23 protein-coding genes are annotated in these 21,858 nt (G+C 67.4%); 12 read left to right on the forward strand and 11 right to left on the reverse strand.

Translation table 11 applies throughout. The annotated features are described in order from the left end of the window. Positions 1 to 30: 30 nt before the first annotated feature. The 3 genes from U0042_RS28930 to U0042_RS28940 all read right to left on the reverse strand — a co-directional run bounded on the left by U0042_RS28930 (position 31) and on the right by U0042_RS28940 (position 3,641). Entirely contained in the window at positions 31 to 1,341 is a 1,311-nt protein-coding gene (locus U0042_RS28930; protein ID WP_114811351.1) for an MFS transporter, read from the reverse strand. After that, positions 1,338 to 2,555 carry a YbfB/YjiJ family MFS transporter gene (locus tag U0042_RS28935; protein WP_114811350.1) on the reverse strand — a complete coding sequence of 406 codons (1,218 nt, stop codon included), beginning with the start codon at positions 2,553 to 2,555 and terminating at the stop codon, positions 1,338 to 1,340. Before U0042_RS28935 ends, U0042_RS28930 begins: the two co-directional genes overlap by 4 nt. Before the next feature lie 159 nt (positions 2,556 to 2,714). Beyond that, entirely contained in the window at positions 2,715 to 3,641 is a 927-nt protein-coding gene (locus U0042_RS28940) for a LysR family transcriptional regulator (protein WP_114811349.1), read from the reverse strand. Positions 3,642 to 3,942: 301 nt separating this feature from the next. Between U0042_RS28940 and fabV the strand changes: the two genes are divergently transcribed. Continuing rightward, positions 3,943 to 5,172: an enoyl-ACP reductase FabV gene (gene fabV / locus U0042_RS28945; RefSeq protein WP_114811348.1), complete on the forward strand. Its 1,230-nt coding sequence runs from the start codon at positions 3,943 to 3,945 to the stop codon at positions 5,170 to 5,172. A 161-nt stretch (positions 5,173 to 5,333) separates the two neighbouring features. On the opposite strand, the gene U0042_RS28950 is transcribed toward fabV, so the two are convergent. After that, positions 5,334 to 5,783, reverse strand: coding sequence for a hypothetical protein (locus U0042_RS28950; protein ID WP_114811347.1), 450 nt, complete (start codon positions 5,781 to 5,783; stop codon positions 5,334 to 5,336). 153 nt (positions 5,784 to 5,936) lie between these two features. On the opposite strand from U0042_RS28950, the gene U0042_RS28955 reads away from it, so the two are divergent. The 6 genes from U0042_RS28955 to U0042_RS28980 all read left to right on the forward strand — a co-directional run bounded on the left by U0042_RS28955 (position 5,937) and on the right by U0042_RS28980 (position 12,198). Next, a complete protein-coding gene (locus U0042_RS28955; protein ID WP_198665322.1) occupies positions 5,937 to 6,230 on the forward strand; it encodes a hypothetical protein in 294 nt (97 codons plus the stop codon). Positions 6,231 to 6,470: 240 nt separating this feature from the next. Then, entirely contained in the window at positions 6,471 to 7,061 is a 591-nt protein-coding gene (locus tag U0042_RS28960; RefSeq protein WP_114811346.1) for a nucleotidyltransferase family protein, read from the forward strand. Between the two features lie 210 nt (positions 7,062 to 7,271). Continuing rightward, on the forward strand, positions 7,272 to 7,994 hold the full coding sequence (locus tag U0042_RS28965) for a PIG-L deacetylase family protein (RefSeq protein ID WP_114811345.1): 723 nt from the start codon (positions 7,272 to 7,274) through the stop codon (positions 7,992 to 7,994). A gap of 149 nt (positions 7,995 to 8,143) precedes the next feature. Continuing rightward, on the forward strand, positions 8,144 to 8,356 hold the full coding sequence (locus U0042_RS28970; RefSeq protein WP_198665328.1) for a hypothetical protein: 213 nt from the start codon (positions 8,144 to 8,146) through the stop codon (positions 8,354 to 8,356). 228 nt (positions 8,357 to 8,584) lie between these two features. Beyond that, complete coding sequence (locus U0042_RS28975) at positions 8,585 to 10,135, forward strand: methyl-accepting chemotaxis protein (RefSeq protein ID WP_114811343.1); 1,551 nt, start codon at positions 8,585 to 8,587, stop codon at positions 10,133 to 10,135. Positions 10,136 to 10,452: 317 nt separating this feature from the next. Then, entirely contained in the window at positions 10,453 to 12,198 is a 1,746-nt protein-coding gene (locus tag U0042_RS28980) for a peptidoglycan D,D-transpeptidase FtsI family protein (RefSeq protein WP_114811342.1), read from the forward strand. Between the two features lie 51 nt (positions 12,199 to 12,249). Here the strand turns inward: U0042_RS28980 and U0042_RS28985 are convergent, their stop codons facing one another. After that, the gene (locus U0042_RS28985) at positions 12,250 to 12,561 is read right to left on the reverse strand and encodes a hypothetical protein (RefSeq protein ID WP_114811341.1); all 312 of its coding nucleotides are present in this window, start codon (positions 12,559 to 12,561) and stop codon (positions 12,250 to 12,252) included. Between the two features lie 15 nt (positions 12,562 to 12,576). Next, positions 12,577 to 13,533 carry a chemotaxis protein gene (locus tag U0042_RS28990; RefSeq protein WP_198665321.1) on the reverse strand — a complete coding sequence of 319 codons (957 nt, stop codon included), beginning with the start codon at positions 13,531 to 13,533 and terminating at the stop codon, positions 12,577 to 12,579. Between the two features lie 541 nt (positions 13,534 to 14,074). On the opposite strand from U0042_RS28990, the gene U0042_RS28995 reads away from it, so the two are divergent. The 4 genes from U0042_RS28995 (at position 14,075) to U0042_RS29010 (ending at position 16,859) form a co-directional block, all read left to right on the forward strand. Beyond that, the gene (locus U0042_RS28995; protein ID WP_114811340.1) at positions 14,075 to 14,611 is read left to right on the forward strand and encodes a hypothetical protein; all 537 of its coding nucleotides are present in this window, start codon (positions 14,075 to 14,077) and stop codon (positions 14,609 to 14,611) included. Positions 14,612 to 14,688: 77 nt separating this feature from the next. After that, positions 14,689 to 15,300, forward strand: a complete 612-nt coding sequence (locus tag U0042_RS29000; RefSeq protein WP_114811339.1) for a hypothetical protein — start codon at positions 14,689 to 14,691, stop codon at positions 15,298 to 15,300. A gap of 38 nt (positions 15,301 to 15,338) precedes the next feature. After that, entirely contained in the window at positions 15,339 to 15,908 is a 570-nt protein-coding gene (locus U0042_RS29005) for a hypothetical protein (protein WP_114811338.1), read from the forward strand. Positions 15,909 to 16,040: 132 nt separating this feature from the next. Continuing rightward, a complete protein-coding gene (locus U0042_RS29010; protein WP_114811337.1) occupies positions 16,041 to 16,859 on the forward strand; it encodes an SDR family NAD(P)-dependent oxidoreductase in 819 nt (272 codons plus the stop codon). Positions 16,860 to 17,002: 143 nt separating this feature from the next. Here the strand turns inward: U0042_RS29010 and U0042_RS29015 are convergent, their stop codons facing one another. Further along, positions 17,003 to 17,389, reverse strand: coding sequence for a VOC family protein (locus U0042_RS29015; protein ID WP_114811423.1), 387 nt, complete (start codon positions 17,387 to 17,389; stop codon positions 17,003 to 17,005). A 314-nt stretch (positions 17,390 to 17,703) separates the two neighbouring features. Then, a complete protein-coding gene (locus U0042_RS29020) occupies positions 17,704 to 18,330 on the reverse strand; it encodes a cupin domain-containing protein (RefSeq protein ID WP_232833397.1) in 627 nt (208 codons plus the stop codon). A gap of 195 nt (positions 18,331 to 18,525) precedes the next feature. Here U0042_RS29020 and U0042_RS29025 point away from each other — a divergent pair, with 195 nt between their 5' ends. Continuing rightward, the gene (locus tag U0042_RS29025; RefSeq protein WP_114811336.1) at positions 18,526 to 19,149 is read left to right on the forward strand and encodes a LysE family transporter; all 624 of its coding nucleotides are present in this window, start codon (positions 18,526 to 18,528) and stop codon (positions 19,147 to 19,149) included. 114 nt (positions 19,150 to 19,263) lie between these two features. Here the strand turns inward: U0042_RS29025 and U0042_RS29030 are convergent, their stop codons facing one another. From U0042_RS29030 to nikC, 3 genes are read right to left on the reverse strand one after another with little or no spacing between them, the layout of a single operon-like run. Continuing rightward, a complete protein-coding gene (locus U0042_RS29030; RefSeq protein ID WP_114811335.1) occupies positions 19,264 to 20,046 on the reverse strand; it encodes an ABC transporter ATP-binding protein in 783 nt (260 codons plus the stop codon). After that, positions 20,043 to 20,951, reverse strand: coding sequence for an ABC transporter ATP-binding protein (locus U0042_RS29035; protein ID WP_419150480.1), 909 nt, complete (start codon positions 20,949 to 20,951; stop codon positions 20,043 to 20,045). Before U0042_RS29035 ends, U0042_RS29030 begins: the two co-directional genes overlap by 4 nt. Continuing rightward, positions 20,952 to 21,851 (reverse strand): nickel transporter permease, encoded by a 900-nt coding sequence (nikC, locus tag U0042_RS29040; RefSeq protein ID WP_114811421.1) that lies wholly within the window; start codon positions 21,849 to 21,851, stop codon positions 20,952 to 20,954. Positions 21,852 to 21,858: the final 7 nt, after the last annotated feature.

Consider the following 21,858-nt stretch of genomic DNA (forward strand, 5'->3'; position numbering starts at 1 on the left):
GCAGCAGCGCGTCGAACGCCGCCGCGCGCTTCACGCCCTGCGTGCCCAGTGCGCAAGCCCCGCGCAGAGCATCAGCAGCGAACCGGTGACGAAGAACACCGCGTGCAAGCCGAACAGCACGCCAATCTGCCCGCCCATCAGCGGGCCCGCCACCTGGCCGCTGAACTGCGCGGACTGCAGGTAGCCCAGCATCTGCCCGGTGCTGCGTTCGTCCACGGCGTGCCGGGCAAGCTTCGCGATGGCGGGCAGCAGCCCAGCGAGCGTCATGCCCATCAGCACGCGCAGCCCCGCAAGCTGCCACCACTCGGTGACGAAGGCCTGCGGAATCATGACGAGCGCCGTCGCCACGAGGCAGCCGATGATGACGTTCCAGCTGCCGATGCGATCCGCGAGCGCGCCGAGACGCGCCGCCGTCAACATGCTGCCCAGCGCCGAGCACGCCATGACCACGCCGGCCACGCGCGCGAGCCGATCCGCAGCAACGCCGAGCCCGCCGATATAGACCGTGATGATGGGCTCGATCGACATGTTCGCGAGCAGCACCATCATTGCCGTGACGAGCAGCGCGGCGATGACCGCGTAGTGGGCGCGCTGGGGCAAGCGCGCGCCGTCGTGCCCGGCGGCGGCGGAACGAGACCCGGCCCGTGCCCCGGCGTCGCCGCGATGAAAGTCTTCCTTCACGACGAAGAGGGTGAGGAGCGCGGCCACGGCGATCATCGCGCCGCCCGCGAAGAAGGTGCCGCGAATGCCGATCCAGCCCGGCAGCAGGCCGCCCACGAGCGGCCCGATCAGATTGCCCGCGAGCGCGCCTGTCGAGAGCACGCCGAGCGCCCAGCCTGCGCGCTCGCGCGGTGCCTGGGTGCCCACCATCACCGTGGACGCGGACGCATAACCGCCCACCAGCCCCGCGGCGAGCCGCAGCGCCACCAACTGATGCACCGTGTGAGCCACGCCGATCAACGACATCACCACGGCCATGCCGATGGCGGCGCGCACGAGCATCGGCTTGCGTCCGTAGCGGTCCGCCAGCCGGCCCCACAGCGGCGACGTGATCGCCGTGCCGAGAAACGTGGCGCCGAACGCGACGCCCGACCACTGGATCACGGCGGCCTGCGAACTCACGCCGAGTTGCCGCACGTAGAGCGGCAGGAACGGCAGCAACATGCTGAGGCTCACGAGCGTGGTGAACGAGCCGAACACGCAGACGGCGAGATTGCGCCGCCAGTAACGCTCGTTGCGCCCGGCATAGCTGCGAAGGGCTGTTGCGCGCGCGGCCGCGGTGACGTCGGCAGCCGTGCCGCTCTCCTCCACCGTGCCCTCCATGTCGGTCAGCCCGCTCATTTCGCCCTTGCCGCCACGATCAGGTCGAGTACCAGCGCCAGCACGAGTGCCGCTGCGCCGATGGCGAACAGCATCGCGTAGCCGCCGCCCGTCCTCGAAAACAGGAACGAGAGGCCATACGCGGCCACCGCCTGCATCACAGCGAAGCTCGTGGTGGCCCTGCTCCATGCGCCCTTCTGCGCCGCCGGGTGATGCGCGAGCATTTCGTTCACGCGGCCCAGCACGATGGGCACGATGCCGGGCGCGAAGGCCCCCATCACCACGCTCGATGCCATCAGCGGCACGGGGCCGAGCCCGAGCAGCGGCAGCGCCACCGCGACGATCTGCACGCCATACGCAATGCGCAGCGCCCGTGCGAAACCGGCGCGGTCCGCGAGATGGCCGCTCACGAGCGGCCCCACCATCGCGCCCAGACCGTACAGCACCCAGTACTGCGCGCCGCCGTCCACGCCCTTGCCGAGACCGCGCGCCACATAGTCCACGAGGAAGATCATGTGCGGCACGAGGCCCACTGCGTTCAGACCGTAGCCCGCGTACAGCGCGCGCAGTCCGCGCACCGGCTGGGTCTTGTGCGTCGTGTGGTGAGCGTGCGTGGCTGTCGATGCAGGCGCCGCCGGCTCCTCATGCGGCCAGCCGTTCCACGCAACGATGGTGAGCAGCAGCGAGACCGCGGCAAGCCCGAGCCAGGTCTGCGCCAGACCTTGATGCAGCAGCAGCGGCACGAGGGTGCCCGAGGCCGCGATGCCGAGCCCGATGCCCGTGAAGATGGCCCCGCTCGTAAAGCCCCGCCGCGAAGGCGGCACGTGAGCGAGGATGGTGGGCGCGGCCATCACCATCAGCACGCCGCCCGACACGCCCGACGCGAGCCGCCACAGAAAGAACCAGAGAAACGACACCGGCAGCGCACACGCCACGAAGGCCAGCGTGACGAGCGCCATCATCGCGCGCAGCACCGTGGCGGCCGGAAACCGCGTCGCCAATGCGTGCGCCGCGAGGGCGCCCGCCAGATAGCCGCCCAGGTTCGCCGCACCCAGATACGCGGCGCTCGAAGCATCGAACCAGTGCGCGCCGATGATGGCGGGCAGGAGCGGCGTGTACGCGAAACGCGCGAGGCCGATACCGACCAGACTCGCGCTCGCCCCCGCCACGGTGCCGCGCCAGAGATTGAAGGAAGCCGCGCCTTGCGCCCGGCCCCGGGTTGCTGCGTAATCCATCGTCGACTCCTTCCCGCCGGAAATGGGTTCCGGCTTTCGCTGGAAGGCAGTCTAGATTGAATCGTTTTGCAACTGAATGACCTCGCTACGGAAGACATTCTTCCGCGTACCGATCGAATCCGTGCCCCGCACGTGAGCGCGCCGGGCGGCGCGTTAAGGTCAACGGCGGTCGGTCATCCGCTGCCGCTGCGCGAACTGTTCGCGCAGACGCGGCGCCGCGAAGTCGACGAACGCACGCACCTTCGGCACCGAAAGCCGCCCTTGCGGCGTGAGGAGATGCACGGGCAGCGGCGCGTGCTCGTTGTCTTCGAGCACGATTTTCAGCGCGCCGTCGTGCACCGCCTGAGCGACGTGATACGAGAACACGCGTGTCACGCCATGCCCCGCTGCGGCGAACGCCACCGCCGCGCGCACCGTGTTGACCGTGAAGCAGGGCGTGAACGGCACGACGAAGGGAACCGTGGAGCGCCCCGCAGGCGGGAAGCTCCACGAGTCGAGACCGAAATGCGTCATCGCGATGATGCGATGGCCCGCAAGATCGGCAGGCTGCGCGATGGGCGCATGCCCGGCCAGATAACCCGGCGCCGCCGCCACCACGCGCCGCACTTCGCCCACGGGAATCGCGATCAGCGACGAGTCGGGCAGATGCGCGATGCGCAGCGCCACGTCCACGCCTTCGTCGATGAGGCTCACGGGACGGTCGAGCAACTGCAGACGCACGGTGACGTCCGGATGAAGCGCCATGAACGCTTCCAGCACGGGCTGCAACAGTTCCTCGCCCGCGGCCACCGGCGCCGTGACCGTGAGCAGGCCGCGCGGTGCCGCGGCCTCGCCCGCGACGAGCAGGTCGGCCTCTTCGAGGTCCGTGAGAATGCGTCGGCACGCGCCCGCATAGCGTTCGCCGGCTTCGCTCAAGCGCAGCGTGCGCGTCGTGCGATGCAGCAGCGCCGTGCCCGTGTGCTCTTCGAGAAACGCAACGGCCCGGCTCACGGCCGCGGGCGAGCGGCCGAGCCGGCGCCCCGCGCCCGCGAGACTGCCTTCGTCCACCGCCGCAACGAACACCCGTATGGCGTCGATTCTGTCCATGTAGTCCCTGATCCAGCCGCCGATCCGGCGCCTGATTGAGCTGCTGCCGTAGTTGCTACCTTAGCTGCCGACCTGGCGCGTCGAAGCCCCTTATCGAAGTTGCCGCAGTCTACCGCGCCATGCGCGAAGGCATCGGCCAGCAGGGCATGGATGGGCGTGTGCAGTGGGCGGGCGGCGCGCCGGACAGACACATCGCGGAGCGGGCCGGGGCCACCTCGCGGCAGGCTCTTCGCCGGCTCCTTTAAAATGCCGTGATTTTTTGCGTCCGCGGCCACGGCCGGCATCTCGACAAGGGGATTACATGATCATCAAACCGCGCGTGCGCGGCTTCATCTGCGTCACGGCCCATCCCGCCGGCTGCGAAGCCAACGTCAAGGAACAGATCGACTACGTGACGGCGCACCGCCGCGGTGGCGCCGCGGGCGAGGTTGCGGCGCGGCCGAAGAAAGTGCTCGTGATCGGCGCCTCCACGGGCTACGGGCTCGCCGCGCGCATCGTCGCCGCATTCGGGTACGAGGCCGACACGCTCGGTGTTTTCTTCGAACGCCCCGGCAGCGCGAGCAAGCCGGCCACGGCGGGCTGGTACAACAGCGCCGCGTTCGAAACGTTCGCGCGGCAAGCGGGCCGCTACGCGAAAAGTATCAACGGCGACGCGTTCTCTAACGCCGTGCGCCAGCAGACCATCGACACCATTCGCCGCGATCTGGGCCAGGTCGATCTCGTGGTCTACAGCCTCGCGGCGCCGCGGCGCACGCACCCCGTGACCGGCGAAACCTTCGTCTCCACGCTCAAGCCCATCGGCAAGACCGTCACGCTGCGCGGCCTCGACACCGACAAGGAAACCATCGGCGAAACGGTGATCCAGCCTGCCACGCAGGCCGAGATCGACAACACCGTGGCCGTGATGGGCGGCGAAGACTGGCAGATGTGGATCGATGCGCTAAGCGATGCCGGCGTGCTCGCCGACGGCGCGAAGACCACGGCGTTCACGTATCTCGGCGACACGCTCACGCACGACATCTACTGGAACGGCACCATCGGCGCCGCGAAGAAGGACCTGGACCGCAAGGTGCTCGACATCCGCGCGAAGCTCGCCGCGCAAGGCGGCGATGCGCGCGTGGCCGTGCTCAAGGCCGTGGTCACGCAGGCGAGTTCGGCCATTCCCGTCATGCCGCTCTACCTCGCGCTGCTGCTCAAGGTGATGAAGGAAAACGGCACGCACGAAGGCTGCATCGAGCAGGTCGACGGGCTGTATCGCGAGAGCCTCTACGGCGCCGCGCCGCATCTGGACGACGAGGGCCGTCTGCGCGCCGATTACAGGGAACTGGCGCCCGAGGTGCAGGCGCGCATCGGCGACCTGTGGAATCACGTGACGAAAGAGAACCTCTACGAACTCACGGACTTCGCAGGCTACAAGCACGAGTTCCTGCGGCTCTTCGGCTTCGGCCTCGAGTCCGTGAACTACAACGCCGACGTGAATCCGGACGTGGCCATTCCGGGTCTCGTCGATATGACCGCGGCGCAGGGCTGAGGTCTTTCGGCGTCGCTTTGTGTTTTTGCAAGCGCCCTTGCTTCGCGTTGTGGCCCGCTCGCAAGAAGCGACGCAACGCGAACGCGAGCGCAGCCGCACGGAAGAAATTACAAGCGGGCGCCCTTGCGTCGACGTCCGCTGCCCCTTGCCTCACGCCACCGCTACGGCTTTGAGACCGTCAGCGTGACCCGCGAAGCCCCCGCTGCCGCTGCCGTAATTTCCGTACGATCGCTGCGTGCGCCCAGATAGAAATGCTGGCGCGCGGGCGAGTTCTGGTCGTGCGTGGCATCGGGCAGGCACGCGGCGATGTCGGCACCCACGCCCTGCAACGCAGCCGCCGACGATCCCGCGTCGCGCGGCGTCCATTCGCATCGATACGCCGAGCGTGACGGCGTGCAGCGCGCGTCGTCGCCATAGGGTTGTGCGACGGCGCGTCCGTCGTCGGGGCCGAGCGACTGGAAGCCCTGGGGCGCCGCCGCCACGATGCGTTTGAGCGCCGCGCAAGGGCTCGGCGTATCGTCGGCTCGCGCCGCCGCGAGGGGAAGCGCGAGGCCCGCTGCCATGGTTGCCGCCGTGGCGACGATGGCGGGCCTGAGACGAGAGCGTGTCATGACTGTTCCTCCCTATCGTGCATGCAGCGCTGCAAGCGTCGTGCCGGGCACGCTACGTGCGAAGCGGCCAAGGGTTGCATGGCATCCGCGCCACCGGCGACAGGAACGCCGCAACTCGAACTTCAGCCACCGCAAAGACGCCCGGGAGGAACAATGAATATTCGCGTCTCGACAAACGCCGTGCTGGCCTGCGCGCTCTTCGTCGCAGGGCTCGCGCTCAGCGGCTCGTCCCATGCGCAGTCGCGCAAGCAGGAAGAAAGCGCCTGCAAGGGCGACGCGTTTCACTTCTGCGCGGAAGACATTCCGAACAGGCAGAAGATCGCGCATTGCCTGCAGTCGCACTACGACGAGTTGAAGCCCGCGTGCCAGGCCATGTTTTCGAAGCCGTCGCAACGGTCGACGCCGTCGCAGCCCGCGTCGACCGGTACCGGTGCGCAGTCCAGTTGAAGCACATCGGTCCTTGCATGGGGACGTGCGTGGCGGGATGAAACGCGCACGAGGCCGCATGGCATGAACGGCGCCGAAGCGCGTGTTCGAGCCGGCATTGCAGCGTCCAACGCCATATCGCGGCGCCCAATGCGTATCGCAGCGCCAACGCGACCGCACATCGCCGCTCGCCGTTCGCCACGCTTGCCTCACGACCGGTTGCGCCGCACAATCGGCCTCATTCCCCACCTGGCCGTTCCCATGCCTTCCTACGAATCGTCCGCGACCGGCGTGCTGCTCGCCGCCGGCACGGGCTCACGCTTCGATCCCGACGGTCTGCGCAACAAGCTGCTCGCGCCCCTGCCCGACGGCACGACGGTCGCGCACGCAGCGGCGCATCGTCTGCTGCTCGTCGTGCCTCAGGTGGTCGCGGTGGTTCGCCCCGGCGCGGATGCGCTCGCGCGTGCGCTCAACGAAGCAGGCTGCGACGTGATCTTCTCCACGGCCGCCGAACGCGGCATGGGCGCGAGCCTCGCCGCTGCCATCGCGGCGACCGGCGACGCGCAAGGCTGGGTCGTCTCGCTCGCCGACATGCCGTGGATCGCCGTCTCCACCGTCGAAGCCGTCGCGCGTGCCGTCGATCAGGGCGCGCCGCTCGCGGCACCCTACTATCGCGGGCAGCGCGGTCATCCGGTGGGCTTCGGTGCGGTGCATCGCGAAGCGCTCGTGGCGCTGGACGGCGACACCGGCGCGCGCGCCCTGCTCTCGTCGCACGCGGTGACGCGCATCGAAGTGGACGACCCCGGCATCCTGCGCGACGTCGACACGCCGGCCGACCTCAAGGGCGAATGAGACGACGCGCGTGCAGGCACATCGCTTGCGCTGCCCCCTCGCCCGCGAAAATGTCCTACGAAAGCGGCGTGCCGTTGTCTAAGCTGATGTGACCGCCGCTATCACGCGTATGGCACGTATCACACGTATGGCCGGTATGGCGGCCAGTGTCGTCGTTGCGACAACGGCCGCCGCCATGGCCCGATGTTGCCCTCACCCGTTCCGACGCCCATGAGCGAAACCAGCCCGCGCCTCTTTATCGTTTCCCCTCACTTCGACGATGCCGTGTTCGGATGCGGCGCCCTGCTCGCCACGCATCCCGACGCGGCTGTCTGCACCGTGTTTGCCGGTGCGCCCGAGCACGACATGTCCACGCCCTGGGACAAGCAGTCCGGTTTCAGCGGCGCGCACGAGGCCATTCGCATGCGCGCGGGCGAGGACGATCGCGCGCTCGAAGTGCTCGATGCGATTCCGGTCCGCATGCCGTTTCTCGATGCGCAATACCTGAACTCGCCCACCGTGAGCACGCTCGCCGCGGCGCTCGAAGAAGTGATCTACGGGTCCACGGCCAATACGCTGCTGATGCCGCTCGGGCTCTTTCACAGCGATCACGCGCTCGTGTTCGAGGCCTGTTGCGAAGTGCTGCCGCGGCTCGCGCATCTCTCGTGGTTCGCCTATGAAGAAGCCATTTACCGGCGCCTGCCGGGGCTCGTGCAGGAACGTCTCGCCGATCTGCTCGAACGCGGCATTACCGCGACGCCCGCGCATCCGGCACACGACCACACGCTCGACGCGTCGCGCCAGGCGTTCGCCAAACGCGAAGCGGTACACGCCTACGAGAGTCAACTGCGCGCGCTGCCCAACGGTTACGACGACGTGTTCGCGCCCGAACGCTACTGGCAGCTCGACGCCGTACGCGACCACGGCAAGCGCGCAAAAAAAGCGGCTTCATGAGCCGCGTGCGGGCGCATCGAAGTGCCTGCATCGCCGCGCGCTATCGCCTACGCTATGAAAGACGACGACCGACGAGCGCCGGCTGCTTCCCTCGTGCTTTCGAAGCACGCCGGCCCCGCTCCTTCCCGCGAGGTGAGTTGATGATCCGCATGCATACCGCTCCCATTCCCGATCCGCTTGCGGACCCCACGCGCGACCCCGACAGCGAGCGCACGTCGCCGCCCACGCCGGGCCATCACAACGACGAACCTCAGCGCCCCGAAGGACCGCCCGAGAAAGATCCGGTCTCGCGTCCGGGCGCGCATCGCGCACGTCGGCCGCATCACGAAGAAGACGAATGCGTCGCGGCACTGTGCCGATAGCGCCCTCATAGCGGCGAACGCAGCCAATACGGACGAATCGCAGCCGCTGCAAACCACGCGGCACACACTCGCACCGCGGGCAAGCGTGCGACGAACCGGGCTGGGCTCAAGTCAGAAAATTACGGGTTTCCCCTGCTGCGCTGCGGTATCTCCCATGCCGTTAGAAAGGTGAACCCCGCCGGGGACGCGTGTTACCCGAGAGCGGCCTGACAAAACAAAGAGCCCACCATGCACAAGCGAACTCTCAACCAGAAACTGGGGTCGATGATCGTCGTCCTCTGGATCGGTCTGATCCTGATCGGTGCGTTCGGCGCCTGGCAAAGCCGCACGTCGATGATCGCCGAACGGCGTACCCAGCTCGTCTCGCTCATCCAGCAGGCGAATAGCGTCATCAAGCACTATTACGCGCTCTCCGAACAGCACGTCATGACCGAAGACGAGGCGAAGAAACAGGCGCTCGCCGACGTCGCGGCCATGCGCTACGGCGCGGACGGCTACATCTCCATCAACAATTCGCAGTCGGTCATGCTGATGCATCCCATCAAGCCTGAACTGGTCGGCAAGCAGATGGCGAACTTCACCGATCCGGCCGGCCATCACATGTTCACGGACATCGTGAACGCTGCGAGCAAGGAAGGCGGCGGCTTCGTCGACTACCTGTGGTCGAAGCCCGGCAGCCAGGAGCCGGTGCCCAAGACGAGCTACGCGCTGCGCTTCGCGCCGTGGGACTGGATCGCCGTGACGGGCATGTACATGGACGACGTGCGCACGGCGTTTTTCGCGAGCCTCGCGCGCTGGCTCGTCATCACCGTGACGCTGGGCGCCATCGCCACGGTCGTGATGGTGCTGGTGCTGCGCAGCGTGCGCCGCAGCCTGGGCGGCGAACTGGAAGCGGCGCTGGAAACGGCGCACCGCATTTCGCAGGGCGACCTCACGGCGCACATCACCGTGCAAGGCAACGACGAGCGCAGCCTGCTCTTCGCGCTGCGCGCCATGCAGGACTCGCTCGTGAATACCGTGGGGCGCGTGCGCAGCGGCGCCGAGAACATCAACGTGGGCGCCAACGAAATTGCGGCGGGCAACACCGACCTCTCGCAACGCACCGAAGAACAGGCCGCCGCGCTCGTGCAGACCGCGTCGAGCATGGACCAGATGACCAGCAACGTGAAGCAGAACGCGGACAGCGCCACGCAGGCGGCCACGCTCGCCAGCGAAGCGGCGGACATCGCCACGCGCGGCAGCCGCGTGGTGGACGACGTGGTGCGCACCATGGGCGAGATCACGCACAGCGCGCAGCAGATCGGCGACATCATCGGCGTGATCGACGGCATCGCGTTCCAGACCAATATCCTTGCGTTGAACGCGGCAGTGGAAGCGGCGCGCGCAGGCGAACAGGGCCGCGGCTTCGCGGTGGTCGCAGCGGAAGTGCGCAGCCTCGCGCAGCGCTCGGCCACGGCGGCCAAAGAGATCAAGGCGCTCATCGAGAAGTCGACGGACACTGTGGAAGGCGGCGCCGCACTCGTCAGCAACGCAGGCTCCACCATGACCGAGATCGTGCAGTCCGTGAAGCGCGTGAACGAGATTCTCGAAGAGATCAGCCATGCGTCACGCGAGCAGAGCGCGGGCATCGAGCAGGTGAATCGCGCCGTGGGCGAGATGGACCAGGTGACGCAGCAGAATGCGGCGCTCGTGGAACAGGCTGCCGCCGCGGCCCATTCGCTCAAGGACCAGGCGAGCGCGCTGCGCGACGCCATTGCGAGCTTCCAGCTGCCGGCTTGATCGAGCAGGGATCGACCAGGTACAGAGGCCGGGCCCGCCGGTCTCTGCAAAAAAAGGAAGACGCCGGCGCGTGCGCCGGACGTCTTCGAAACCACGCCATGCCGGAATGGCGCACTCACTAGACGAGTGGGCCGCGCGGAATTTGAAACGGCCGCGCCGTCGCGCGGTGCGCCTTCTCTCTTCCCAGCAAAACACCGCCGTCGCGGGCATCGGCCGCGTCGCGACGCCACGCCGCCCTGTCACGGCGCACGCTCATTACATTATGATTACAGGCCGTTCATTCCCTTCGTGACGGCGACCGCTGTCCGCTCTCGTTCATGACCTACACGAAGAACCGGCAGCGCGCGGCCGGCTATGCCCGCAACAGTGTTCATCCCGCACTCGCGGCGCGCCTGCCCGCGTGGCGTTCGAAGTTCGTCGTGCTGCTCGCCTCGGCGGCCTTCGCCGCCCTCGCGGGCCGCGCGCTGTGGGTGCAGGTCGCCCATCGCGACTTCTACGTGGAGCAAGGCGAAAAGCGTTATCAACGCACGGTCGAACTGGATGCCACACGCGGGCGCATCGTGGACCGCAACGGCGGCCTGCTCGCCGTGAGCCTCGCCACCTACGAGATCTGGGCCACGCCGAAGCTCGTGGACGAGGCCGCCTATGGACCGCTTGCGGAACTGCTCGACATGCGGCTCGACGAATTGCGCCGCCGTTTGCGCAGCGACCGCTCGTTCGTGCTGCTCAAGCGTCAGGTGGATGCGCAAACGGCGCAGCACATCGACCGCCTTTCGATTGCGGGCATCACGCAGATTGCCGATACGAAGCGCTTCTACCCCGAGGGCGAATCCGCGGCACACGTGGTGGGCTTCACCGACATCGAAGACAAGGGACAGGAAGGCGTGGAGCTGGCGGCCAACGCGCAGCTCTCGGGCACGCCGGGGCACCGCGAAGTGATTCGCGACCGGCTGGGGCGCGTGGTGTCGGAAACGCGTCCGCCCGTGCCCGCGCGCAACGGCGAGACCGTTCGTCTCACCATCGACCGGCGCATCCAGCAACTGGCCTACGCGCAATTGAAGACCGCGGTGGCGAAGCACAACGCGCAGGCGGGCAGCGTGGTCGTGCTCGACGCGCACAACGGCGAGATTCTCGCGCTCGCCAACTGGCCGTCGTTCGATCCCAACGACCGCGCGCGGCTCACGGGCAGCCAGTTGCGCAACCGCGCGGTGGTGGACACGTTCGAGCCCGGCTCCACGATCAAGCCGCTCGTCGTCGCGCTCTCGCTGGACGAGCGCAAGGTGCGTGCGCAGACCATCGTGGATACGTCGCCGGGCACCTGGCGCATCGGTCCCGCCGTGATTCACGACACGTCCAATCATGGCCGCGTGACCGTGGCCGAGGCGCTGCAGAAGTCGAGCAACGTCGCGCTCGCCAAGCTCGCGCTGAACCTGCCCGCCGAGACCCTCTGGCGCAAGTATCAGGACTACGGCATCGGCCGCCCACCGGCGCTCGCGTTTCCGGGCGCCGCGTCAGGGCAGTTGCGGCCGTACGTTCGTTGGCGGCCCATCGAACAGGCCACGATGGCCTACGGCTACGGCCTGTCGATGTCGCTGCTGCAGATCGCGCAGGTCTACACCGCGTATGCGGGCGACGGCACGCTGCATCCCGTGCGCCTCACGCAAGACGGCACCGCGTCTCAGGCAGACGGCACGGCAGGGGCCACGACCCCCGCGCAGTCACGCAGCGTGACCACGCCGGCCACGGCGGCTGCGATCCGTTCGATGCTGGAAATGGCCACGGGCGACGGCGGCACCGGCCGCGCCGCGAACGTGCCGGGCTACCGCGTGGGCGGCAAGACCGGCACGGCGAGGAAGCACGTGGGCCAGGGCTATGCGAAGAACCGCTACCGGTCGCTCTTCGTCGGCATGGCGCCGATGAGCCGCCCGCGCGTGATCGTCGCCGTGATGATCGACGACCCCGCCGCAGGCCAGGGTTTCTACGGCGGCACCGTGGCGGGGCCCGTCTTCGCGGGCGTGACCGAAGGCACGCTCAAGTTGCTGGGCGTGCCGCCGGACGTCTGAAGCGGGCTGCATGCAACGCGGCGTGCCGGCTTCGGCACGCCGTAACAGCCGTCAGCTTGCCTGATGCTCGATCAGCATCCAGCCCTTCTTCGCATTGCCGTCCACGGAACGGTCGAAGCCCGTGTTGAGCTTCCATTCCCACGTGGGCGCCGGCATTTCGCTGCCGTGCGCGGCGAGCGCCTCGATCTGCCGCTTGACCTGCTCGCGGTTCGCCATGAAACGCGAGCCGGCATACACGACGTTGTAGAGCGGCACGAGCGAATCCACCAGAAACACTCGAACAACCTTGCCCGGCGAGACCACGATTTCCGTGGTCGATCCGACCGAGATGGGAAAGCGGATGGAAAGAGAAGACGTCTGCATTTCAGGATTTCGTGTTTATGCCTCGGCGAGCGCGTGGCGCATGGCGTCGGCCAGTTCCGCGGCGGCAAACTTGGCGACGTAGCCGTTTGCACCCACTTTCTTCACATGCTGTTCGTTCGCGCTGCCCGACAACGACGAGTGAATGACCACCGGAATGGCGCGTAATTCGTCGTCGGACTTGATCATGCGCGTGAGCGTGAAGCCGTCCATCTCGGGCATTTCGAGGTCCGTCAGCACGAGCGCGATTTCGTCGGATACGCGGCCGCCGTGGTCCCGCGCACGCTGCACGGCGCCCTGCAGGAAGTCCCAGGCCTCGCGGCCGCTCTTGGTCGTGACGTAGGACACGCCCATTTCGTCGAGGCTTTGTTCGATCAGCTTGCGCGCGAGCCCCGAATCGTCGGCGGCCAGCACCTTCGCGCCGGGACGCAGCGTGATGCGGCCCGTCTCCTGTTCGGGCTGGGCACCGTGGTCCGGCATCACGTCGCGCAGAATCTGCTCGACGTCGATGACCTGGGCAAGGCGGCTGTCGGGCGTGTCGCCGTCCAGTCGCGCGAAGCCGGTCACGGCACCGTTGCCGAGCGAGGCATCGGCGGGAATGACGTTATTCCATTCCAGCCGCACGATGTCGTCCACTTCTTCCACGGCGAAGCCCTGCGTGGTACGGGCGAATTCGGTTACGAGCAGAATGCGCGGGCCGCCCGCGGTGCGGCAGCCGATGGTCTGCGCAAGGTCGATGACGGGCATCACCTGGCCGCGAATGTCCACCACGCCCATCACTTCGGGGCGTGCGCCTGCGAGTGCGGTAATCGGCGGCATCTCCACGATTTCCCGTACCTTGAACACGTTGATGCCGTACAGTTCGCGCTGCTCGGAGCCGGGCGCACTGCCGAGCCTGAACAGCAGCAGCTCGAACATGTTGTTGCCGGCTAACCTGACGCGCTGCTCAATGTCCTGCTGGGCTTTATCGATCATGCAGAACTCCTCTCCGTCTCTTTTCTCGTGGGGGAACAAAAGGCATAACGGCAGACGGACGCATTACTTGAGACCCGTCTTTTGGGGACGGTTGATCGAAAACAGGCCGTATTGATATGAGCAAAACCGCCGCGAACGAAAAGCAAGGGATAGCCCGTATCGCGTCCTGAACACGGCACGCGCAACGAACAAGGCGCCGCTGAACGCGCGCGCCGTGACCTCGAAACGAAGCGCGCCCTTCGCTCTGCTGACGGCGCCCGTCTGTACGCTCTCGCACTTGTGCGCAGGCATTTCGGCGAACCGACGTCAACGCAACGCAAAGCGCCTCGCCGCGGTTGAAAGCGCGCATTCGCTGCACTATGGTTAAACATCTGGTGCAGGCGACGCGTAACGCTCAAGTCCCGCACCAATCCCGCCGCAACGGCGACAGCCGTTCTCTCTCTCCCTGGGCCTCCAGCGGACGCTTTTCATTTCATCGATATCGCACGAAGCCCCTGCTTCGCGCGCGGCATGCATGCCTGCCTGAAACAGGAGACGTGAAATGCGTAACGCAACCGTCGCTGTTCTGCTTGCCCTCTGTTCAATCCCGCTCGCTCATGCCGACGACACGGCCCGAGAAAGTCAGACGCGTCACGCGCAGACGCTCAAGGTGTTCGACAGTCAGGGCAAATATATCGGCCCGCTCGTCGCTATCGATCAGCTCACGGTGGGCACGGTCGTGAACGCCAACGGCGTTCTCATCGTCGCACCCATTCACCGCGTCTCGGTGAACGGCCAGACGTCGGCCTCGCAATACGAATGGGCGAACACCCTGCCTGCTACGGCCGCGCCGCCCACGCTCGATTGCCGGGGCTTTCCTGTCATCGGTGCGCTCACGGGGCCCGGCGTACTGCGGCCGTCGTTCACGCTGCGCTCGGGGACCGAGGCCACGGCCTATGTGGCGCCCGTCGGCTACTCCATGCCCACGCCGCCCAACGGTCAATGCACGGGCGAAGGTTCGCCCGCGCCGAGCTGGCTGGCTCAAAGCACCTACCCGCTTACGCAGAACTACCCCGAACCGCTCGCGATTCACTATTGAACGCGGGGCGTGTCGACACGACGCGGACACCACGCTTCGCCGTGACGTCGTCCGCTGCACAAAACAGGAGACATGAAATGCACTACTCGATAGTGGCTGCGCTCTGTGCCGTGTGTCTTGCGTCTTCCGCTTATGGGGGTGACGCGGGTGAGGGAAACAGTGCGAACCCGGGCCGCGATCCCGGCGGGAACGCGGGCGCGGCCCTCGAAGTAGTCGATGCCCAGGGCCACGACGTGGGCCCGCTCGTCTCGTTCACCGACAGAACCGTGGCGACGGTGGTGAGCGTCGACGGCGCGATCATCGTTGCGCCGCTCAGCCGCGCATCGGCGGGTGGCCACCTCTCGGCTTCGCAGTTCGAGTGGAGCAGCAGCACGGCCTTCCCCAACTATCCCTCCACGGACTGCAGCGGTCCGCCCATCGTCTCCAGCACGAACTTCGTGGGCAGCGGCGACGCCGCGCCGGTGCGCCCTTCGCTCACCATCCGCACGGGTTCCGTCGCGACGGCCTATATCGCACCCGACACCTGGTCCACGACGATCGCGGGACAGTCGCAGGTCGAATCGCATTTCGGCTGCATCGCGACGAGTACGTCGACCTCGGGCTGGCTGCCTGCGAGCACCTATTCGCTCACGCAGAACTACCCCGAGCCGCTTACCGTCCGCTTCGACAACCGCCAGCGTCGCCACTGAGCGCCGCATCCGCGATGTGACGGAACAGGAGATTCGAAATGCGCACCTCACATGCCGCTGTCCTGCTCGCGCTTTGTCTGACGCCGCTCGTGGCACACGGTGACGACCCGACGAGCCGCGCCCCCGCGAACAACGCCGCCGTGCTGAAAGTGTTCGACGCGCAAGGAAGGTACGTCGGACCGCTCGTCGCCTTCGACAACGAACCGGTCGCCACGGTGATCGAGGTCAACGGCGCCGTCATCGTCGTGCCGCTCAGCCGGCTCTACACGGACGACCAGTTTTCATCGACGCAATACGAATGGGCTTCGTCGTTCTTCCCGAGCACCTACTATCCCACCAGCGACTGCAGCGGGCCGCCCTTCATCAGCGGCGACGCGCCGGTACGGCCTGCCGTGACCCTGCGGTCAGGCAGCGTTGCCACCACGTACATTGCGGCGGACACGCCGTCGTCCACCCTCACGCTGCATTCGTACGGACAGCCAGGGTCGTGCAGCACGCTGGGCAGCAGCCCGTCGGTGCCGCCCGTGATTACCGAAGAAGGCTGGACGCCCGCGAGCACGTATCCGCTCACGCAGAACTACCCCGAGCCGTTGACGGTGCACTACTGAACGGAGTTGAAGCCTTCACGCCTTCAGGCTCGATGTCCTGAAACCTGCCTATAAACGTCATTTACGCCACTCGCCGCGACGCCTACGATTTGCCTTGCCGAATCCACACCACTTAAATGCAAGGAGCAAATCATGACGCAGGCACATCAAGGCACGGCACTGGTGACGGGCGCATCGTCGGGCATGGGCGCCATTTACGCGGACCGCCTCGCGCGACGCGGCTACGACCTCGTGCTCGTGGCGCGCAATCGCGAGCGGCTCGTCGCGCTGGCCGACCGCATCACCACCGAAACGCGCCGCAACGTGGAAGTGATCGAAGCCGATCTTGCTGATCGCGCCGCACTGGCGGCCGTGGAAGCGAAGCTCAAGGAAGACGCGAGCATCGATCTGCTCGTGAACAACGCGGGCATCGGCACGCACACGCCGCTGCTGGAGAGCAACGTCGAGCGCATGACGGAGATGATCGAGCTGAACGTGACGGCCCTGACGCGCCTTACCTACGCCGCCGTGCCGGGCTTCGTTGCGCGCGGCAAGGGCGCCATCATCAACATCGCGTCGATCGTGGCCATTGCGCCCGAGATGCTCAACGGCGTGTATGGCGGCACGAAGGCCTTCGTGCTGGCATTCAGCCAGTCGCTGCACCACGAGCTGGCGAGCAGGGGCGTGCAGGTGCAGGCCGTGCTGCCCGGGGCCACCGCGACGGAATTCTGGCAAACCGGCGGCCTGCCGCTCGAACATCTGGACAGCAACATCGTGATGCCCGCGCCGGACATGGTGGACGCAGCGTTGGTGGGCTTCGACCGCGGCGAGCTGGTGACCATTCCGTCGTTGCACGCGGCAGAAAAGTGGGACGCCTACCACGCGGCGCGTCTCGCCATGTTCAACGAGCTGTCGCGCAACGTGCCGGCGCCGCGGTATGCGGCTGCGGCTGCGGCTGCGGCTGCGGGTTGAAATATGGCCTGAAATACGGCTCGAAGCGTGACTCGACGCGCGGCTCGACATGCCGCGTCGAAACGCTGCGAACGTATTGCCGGCGCGAGCGGCACGGTGCTTCGTCCATCCCGCGCGAAGACCGTGCCGCCCGCAGGGCAGGCTCAGTTGTCGAACGTGCCTTGATATTGCGGAGCGGCGTCGGTGCGGGTGTTCAATTCGAACATCACGCCGCCGGGCGCGCGGCAGAAGAAGCGCGAGCCGCGGCCGTTGTTGAAGATGCCGGTTTCCATCTGCACGCCGTCGGCCTTGAAGCGTTCGTACAACGCGCGAACGGCCTCGAGGCTCGGCAATTCGAAGCCGGCGTGGAACGCCTTCGGCCACGCGGGAACGTCGTCGCGCGCGTGGTCGATCACCACGTCGAAGCCGGGACGCTTCAGGATGTACGACTGCTCCCACGTGCCGGCAATCGTGAAGCCGAGATACTGCTCGAAGAAACGTGCGGTGGCAGCGGTGTCGGCCGAAGGGAAGCTCAGGTGATTGAGCTTCATGGTCTGCGCGGTGGCGTGTGTCGCGGATTGCGTCGCGTCCTGGGTCACGTCCTGGATGGTGGTTTGAATCGTATCGGTCATCGTGAGTCTCGCTAAGCGTGGCGGTGGCCCCATGCCCTCTCGCCCAACAACGCCAGAATAGAAGCGCGACCACCCCTGCCACAACTCGCATTCCCGTCGCGCGCCGGCATGCCCGGAAACCCCTGTAGCGCCGCCTGTTTCGACCGCGCGCAGCCGTCGGGCGCGTGCGCGTTGCTCGCATTTGCGCGTTCAGCGGCGCCTTCGCCAGCGATTGGCGCCGGGCCGGCACGCGTCTACGACGCCCCTTGCCACAGCTTCACGAGCGGACCTTGCGCGCCGTAGAGCGGGTCGGAATCCGGATACGCCACGCGCGCCAGAGCCGCGAGGCGCGCGGCGTCCAGCGCCGTGCGGCTGATGCCGGTGTCCTGATCCGGCGGATAGGCGCCCACCACGAGAAAGTCGCGGCTCGCGTCGATACGGCAATGTCCCGTGCCGGCGGGCAGCACGGCCACGTCGCCCGCCCGCAACGTGACCTCTTGCCCCACGGGAGACGGACCGCCCAGCACCACGCGCACGCTGCCCGCCGCAATGCCGAGCACCTCGTGCGTGGACGGATGGAAGTGGTGAAAGTCGTACACGCCGTTGCGCCATTGCGGCGGCCAGCCGTTCTGCGCAAAGCGCGCTTCGAAAAGCGCAGCGGGGTCGCTGCCCGAAGGCGTGATGGCATGCCGATAGACGAGCACGGGCAGCCGCGGATGATTCGGAATCCAGCCGTTCGGGGCAAGGCGCAACGTTTCGGGCTGCACGACGGCCGCAGCGGCACCCTCCACGGCCGGCAGCGTACAAAGCGCGGGCACGAGGCGCGCGAGCATGCGTCGCGCGCCGATGCAGTCGAATGACAGTGGCGCGGGGTTCATCATCGGTTCCCTCCTCTTCGCGACGGCGCCTGGGCCGGATCGGGTCCGACCCAGGGCCAGGCCGCATTCAGGTCATACCGAGGGCACGCAGCAGTTTTCGCACCCGCCCCGGGACCGGGCGAGCGCCTACCGGCGCGATGCGCTAACATCGGCGGCTTCTCCGCAACGCTTCCCGCTTCCTTCCGTCGAGGTCTGCCGATGCACTATCTTGCTCAACTTGCCGCCGTCGCCGGCGTGATGCTGCTGGCCTGCATCAGCCCCGGTCCCGACCTGATCGCCGTGACCTCGCATGCGCTCTCGCGCCGACGCGCGGGCCTGTGCGCCGCGGCCGGCATCGCCACCTCGCACGCGCTGTGGGCCACGCTCGCGGTGTTCGGGCTCGGCCTGATTCTCGCGAAGCTCGCGTGGCTTTACGAAGGCATCCGCATGGCGGGCGCCGTCTATCTGCTCTACCTCGGCGTGAAGACGCTTGCGGGACTGCGCCAGGCGTCCGAGCCGCAACCTGCTGCCGCCGCGGCGCACACGGGCAGCGGCTGGTACTCGTACCGTCGCGGCGTGCTGGTCGGTCTCACGAACCCGAAGGCCGCCGCGTTCTTCGGCAGTCTGTTCGTCACGCTGCTGCCCGCACACGCGCCGCTGTGGGTGCACGGCGCAACGGTGGCGACGGTCGCGGCGGTCTCCATCGCGTGGTTCAGCACGGTGGCCGTGCTGCTCTCCACGGCCAGCGTGCAGCGCGGCTACGCGAAGATCCGCAAGCCGATCGATGCCGTCATGGGCACCGTGCTGCTGGGGCTCGGCGCGAAGCTTGCGATCGACCGCTGACCGCGGTTAACAGGTTTCGTCGGCCCGGCGCGTTCGCGCCGGGCAACCAGCGGCCTCTCATCGGGCCGCTACAAGGCCGCTACAAGGCCGCAATAAGGCCTCTACAGAGTCATATCAAAGCGTCGCATCGATCCCGATGCCGCCCACCGCCTTGCGGCGATACCCGCCGGTAGCAAGCAGCAGGCTTCGGGTGTAATCGTGTTCCACCTGTTGCGCGCGCACCGCATCCACGGAAAGCTGCTCCACGATCTCGCCGTTGCGCATCACGGCCACACGCGCGCACAGAAACCCCACCACCGCGAGGTTGTGACTCACGAGAATCATGGTGAGCCCGCGCTCGCGATGCAGCCGCCGCAACAGATTGAGAATCTCGGCCTGCACGGAAACGTCGAGCGCCGAGGTGGGCTCGTCGAGCAGCAACACGCGCGGCTCGACGATCAACGCCCGCGCAATCGCCACGCGCTGCCGCTGTCCGCCCGAAAGCTGATGCGGGTAGCGAAAACGGAACGACGGCCCCAGCCCCACTTCGCGCAACGCGTCGGCAATGCGTTCGTCCTCGCGGTCGAGCCCGTTGATGGCGAGCGGTTCGCGCAGCGTCTGATCCACCGTGAAGCGCGGATGCAGCGACCCATACGGGTCCTGAAACACCATCTGCACGTTGCGGCGAAAGGCGCGGTCGGGCCTGGTACCCACGGCTTGGCCCGCAATCTGCGCGCGGCCCTCCACGATGGGCGCGAGGCCCGTCAACGCCCGCAGGATGGTGGATTTGCCCGAACCCGATTCGCCGACGAGCCCGAACACCTCGCCCTCTTCCACGCGAAAGCTCGCGCCGCGCACGGCGTCGAACGGGCCGGTCTGGGTGCGAAAGCGCACCGTCATCGCATCGATGTCGATCATGGCCGCACTCCTTCGCCGGTGGCGGCATGGTTGGCGCGGTCGGTCAGCCACGCGGGGTCGCGTTCGAGCACCGGCAAGGTGTCCGGCGGGTTCGTGAGCGGCGGATTGGCGGCCAGCAGTCCGCGCGTATAAGGATGCTGCGCGTGCGCCAGATCGCGCGCCGCGCACGTTTCCACCACCCGTCCCGCGTACATCACGACGACGCGGTCGCAGAACGACATCACGAGCGGCAGGTCGTGGCTGATGAACACGAGCCCCGTGTCGTGCCGCTCGATCATCTCGTCGAGAATCGCGAGCACCTGCATGGAGACGAGCACGTCGAGCGCGCTGGTGGGTTCGTCGGCGACGAGCAGCTTCGGCCCCGCGGACACCATCATCGCGATCATCACGCGCTGCCCCATGCCGCCCGAGAGTTCGTGCGGATACGCCATGGCCACGCGTTGCGGATCGCGAATATGCACGGCTGCGAGCGCCGCGAGAATCTTTTCGCGCATGGCGCGGCGACCCAGCGTCGGGTCGTGCAGCGCGAACGCCTCGCGCATCTGCGCGCCTACGGTCATCACAGGATTCAGCGAGTACTTCGGGTCTTGCAGGATCATGCCCATCTCGCGGCCGCAGAGTTTGCGCCGTTCGCGTGCGGACAGGGCGAGCAGATCCGCGCCGTCGAAGCGCAGCGTCTTCGCGCTCAGTTGCGCGGCGGGCGGCAAGAGACCGAGCAGCGCGCGGCCCGTGAGCGACTTGCCCGAGCCCGACTCGCCCACGATGCCAAGCCGCTCGCCGCGCTTCACGGTGAGCGACAGTCCGCGCACCGCTTCGGTCAGCGCACCGTCGTGGCCGCGAAACGCGATGTGCAGGTCTTCGATTTCGGCAAGCGGTGCGCCGCCGGAGAGTTCAGTTGCCATCATTCAGTCTCCGTGGCGCGGGTCGAACACGTCGCGCAAGCCGTCGCCGAGCAGGTTGAACGCGAGGCTCACGGCGAGAATCGCGCAGCCCGGAAGGGTCGCCACCCACCACGCTTCCAGCAGCACGTTGCGGCCTGACGCCACCATGAAGCCCCATTCGGGGCTGGGCGGTTGCGCACCCAGCCCCAAAAACCCGAGGCCCGCGACGGTGAGGATGATGCCGGCCATGTCGAGCGTGGCCCGCACGATCACCGACGACGAGCAGAGCGGCACGATGTAGCGCAGCAGCAGCCGCGCGCGCGAAGCCCCTTGCAGCCGTGCCACATGAATGAAGTCCGCCTGCACGAGGCGCAGCGTTTCCGCGCGCGCAAGGCGTGCATAGGCGGGCCACGCGGTAATCGAGATCGCGATCACCGCGTTCATGACGCCGGGGCCGAGCGCCGCGGCAAACGCCAATGCGAGCACGATCTTCGGAAACGCGAGCGCGATGTCGGTGACGCGCATCAGCACGTTGTCGATCCAGCCGCCGAAGAAGCCTGCCGTCGTGCCGATCAGAAGACCGATGGGCACCACCACGAGCACGACGAGCACTGCGATGGAAAGCGTGATGCGAGCGCCGTAGATGAGCCGCGAGAGAATGTCGCGGCCCAGTTGATCGGTGCCGAGCAGGTGCGAGGCGGAGCCCGGCGGCAGCAGACGGTCGGAGAGCACCTGGCGCAGCGGATCGTGCGGCGCGACGAGCGGCCCGAACACCGCGAGCGCTACGAGCAAGGCCAGAATCGCGAGGCCGAACAGCGAGAGCGGATTGCTCGCGAAGCGCCGCCAGCGCCGATACGCACGGCCCAGTGCCGCCTGGCCGCGCGAGCGCGGCGCATCGGTCAGGAGCCATGCGCGCCAGTGCATGGCGGGC

This window comes from Paraburkholderia kururiensis (assembly GCF_034424375.1).
GTDB lineage: Bacteria > Pseudomonadota > Gammaproteobacteria > Burkholderiales > Burkholderiaceae > Paraburkholderia > Paraburkholderia kururiensis_A.

Excerpts from the sequence above, each read along its gene's own strand:
- U0042_RS28930 (WP_114811351.1), bottom strand. The coding sequence starts at position 1,341 with ATGAGCGGGCTGACCGACATGGAGGGCACGGTGGAGGAGAGCGGCACG.
- U0042_RS28935 (WP_114811350.1), bottom strand. The coding sequence starts at position 2,555 with ATGGATTACGCAGCAACCCGGGGCCGGGCGCAAGGCGCGGCTTCCTTC.
- U0042_RS28940 (WP_114811349.1), bottom strand. The coding sequence starts at position 3,641 with ATGGACAGAATCGACGCCATACGGGTGTTCGTTGCGGCGGTGGACGAA.
- fabV (WP_114811348.1), top strand. The coding sequence starts at position 3,943 with ATGATCATCAAACCGCGCGTGCGCGGCTTCATCTGCGTCACGGCCCAT.
- U0042_RS28950 (WP_114811347.1), bottom strand. The coding sequence starts at position 5,783 with ATGACACGCTCTCGTCTCAGGCCCGCCATCGTCGCCACGGCGGCAACC.
- U0042_RS28955 (WP_198665322.1), top strand. The coding sequence starts at position 5,937 with ATGAATATTCGCGTCTCGACAAACGCCGTGCTGGCCTGCGCGCTCTTC.
- U0042_RS28960 (WP_114811346.1), top strand. The coding sequence starts at position 6,471 with ATGCCTTCCTACGAATCGTCCGCGACCGGCGTGCTGCTCGCCGCCGGC.
- U0042_RS28965 (WP_114811345.1), top strand. The coding sequence starts at position 7,272 with ATGAGCGAAACCAGCCCGCGCCTCTTTATCGTTTCCCCTCACTTCGAC.
- U0042_RS28970 (WP_198665328.1), top strand. The coding sequence starts at position 8,144 with ATGCATACCGCTCCCATTCCCGATCCGCTTGCGGACCCCACGCGCGAC.
- U0042_RS28975 (WP_114811343.1), top strand. The coding sequence starts at position 8,585 with ATGCACAAGCGAACTCTCAACCAGAAACTGGGGTCGATGATCGTCGTC.
- U0042_RS28980 (WP_114811342.1), top strand. The coding sequence starts at position 10,453 with ATGACCTACACGAAGAACCGGCAGCGCGCGGCCGGCTATGCCCGCAAC.
- U0042_RS28985 (WP_114811341.1), bottom strand. The coding sequence starts at position 12,561 with ATGCAGACGTCTTCTCTTTCCATCCGCTTTCCCATCTCGGTCGGATCG.
- U0042_RS28990 (WP_198665321.1), bottom strand. The coding sequence starts at position 13,533 with ATGATCGATAAAGCCCAGCAGGACATTGAGCAGCGCGTCAGGTTAGCC.
- U0042_RS28995 (WP_114811340.1), top strand. The coding sequence starts at position 14,075 with ATGCGTAACGCAACCGTCGCTGTTCTGCTTGCCCTCTGTTCAATCCCG.
- U0042_RS29000 (WP_114811339.1), top strand. The coding sequence starts at position 14,689 with ATGCACTACTCGATAGTGGCTGCGCTCTGTGCCGTGTGTCTTGCGTCT.
- U0042_RS29005 (WP_114811338.1), top strand. The coding sequence starts at position 15,339 with ATGCGCACCTCACATGCCGCTGTCCTGCTCGCGCTTTGTCTGACGCCG.
- U0042_RS29010 (WP_114811337.1), top strand. The coding sequence starts at position 16,041 with ATGACGCAGGCACATCAAGGCACGGCACTGGTGACGGGCGCATCGTCG.
- U0042_RS29015 (WP_114811423.1), bottom strand. The coding sequence starts at position 17,389 with ATGAAGCTCAATCACCTGAGCTTCCCTTCGGCCGACACCGCTGCCACC.
- U0042_RS29020 (WP_232833397.1), bottom strand. The coding sequence starts at position 18,330 with ATGATGAACCCCGCGCCACTGTCATTCGACTGCATCGGCGCGCGACGC.
- U0042_RS29025 (WP_114811336.1), top strand. The coding sequence starts at position 18,526 with ATGCACTATCTTGCTCAACTTGCCGCCGTCGCCGGCGTGATGCTGCTG.
- U0042_RS29030 (WP_114811335.1), bottom strand. The coding sequence starts at position 20,046 with ATGATCGACATCGATGCGATGACGGTGCGCTTTCGCACCCAGACCGGC.
- U0042_RS29035 (WP_419150480.1), bottom strand. The coding sequence starts at position 20,951 with ATGATGGCAACTGAACTCTCCGGCGGCGCACCGCTTGCCGAAATCGAA.
- nikC (WP_114811421.1), bottom strand. The coding sequence starts at position 21,851 with ATGCACTGGCGCGCATGGCTCCTGACCGATGCGCCGCGCTCGCGCGGC.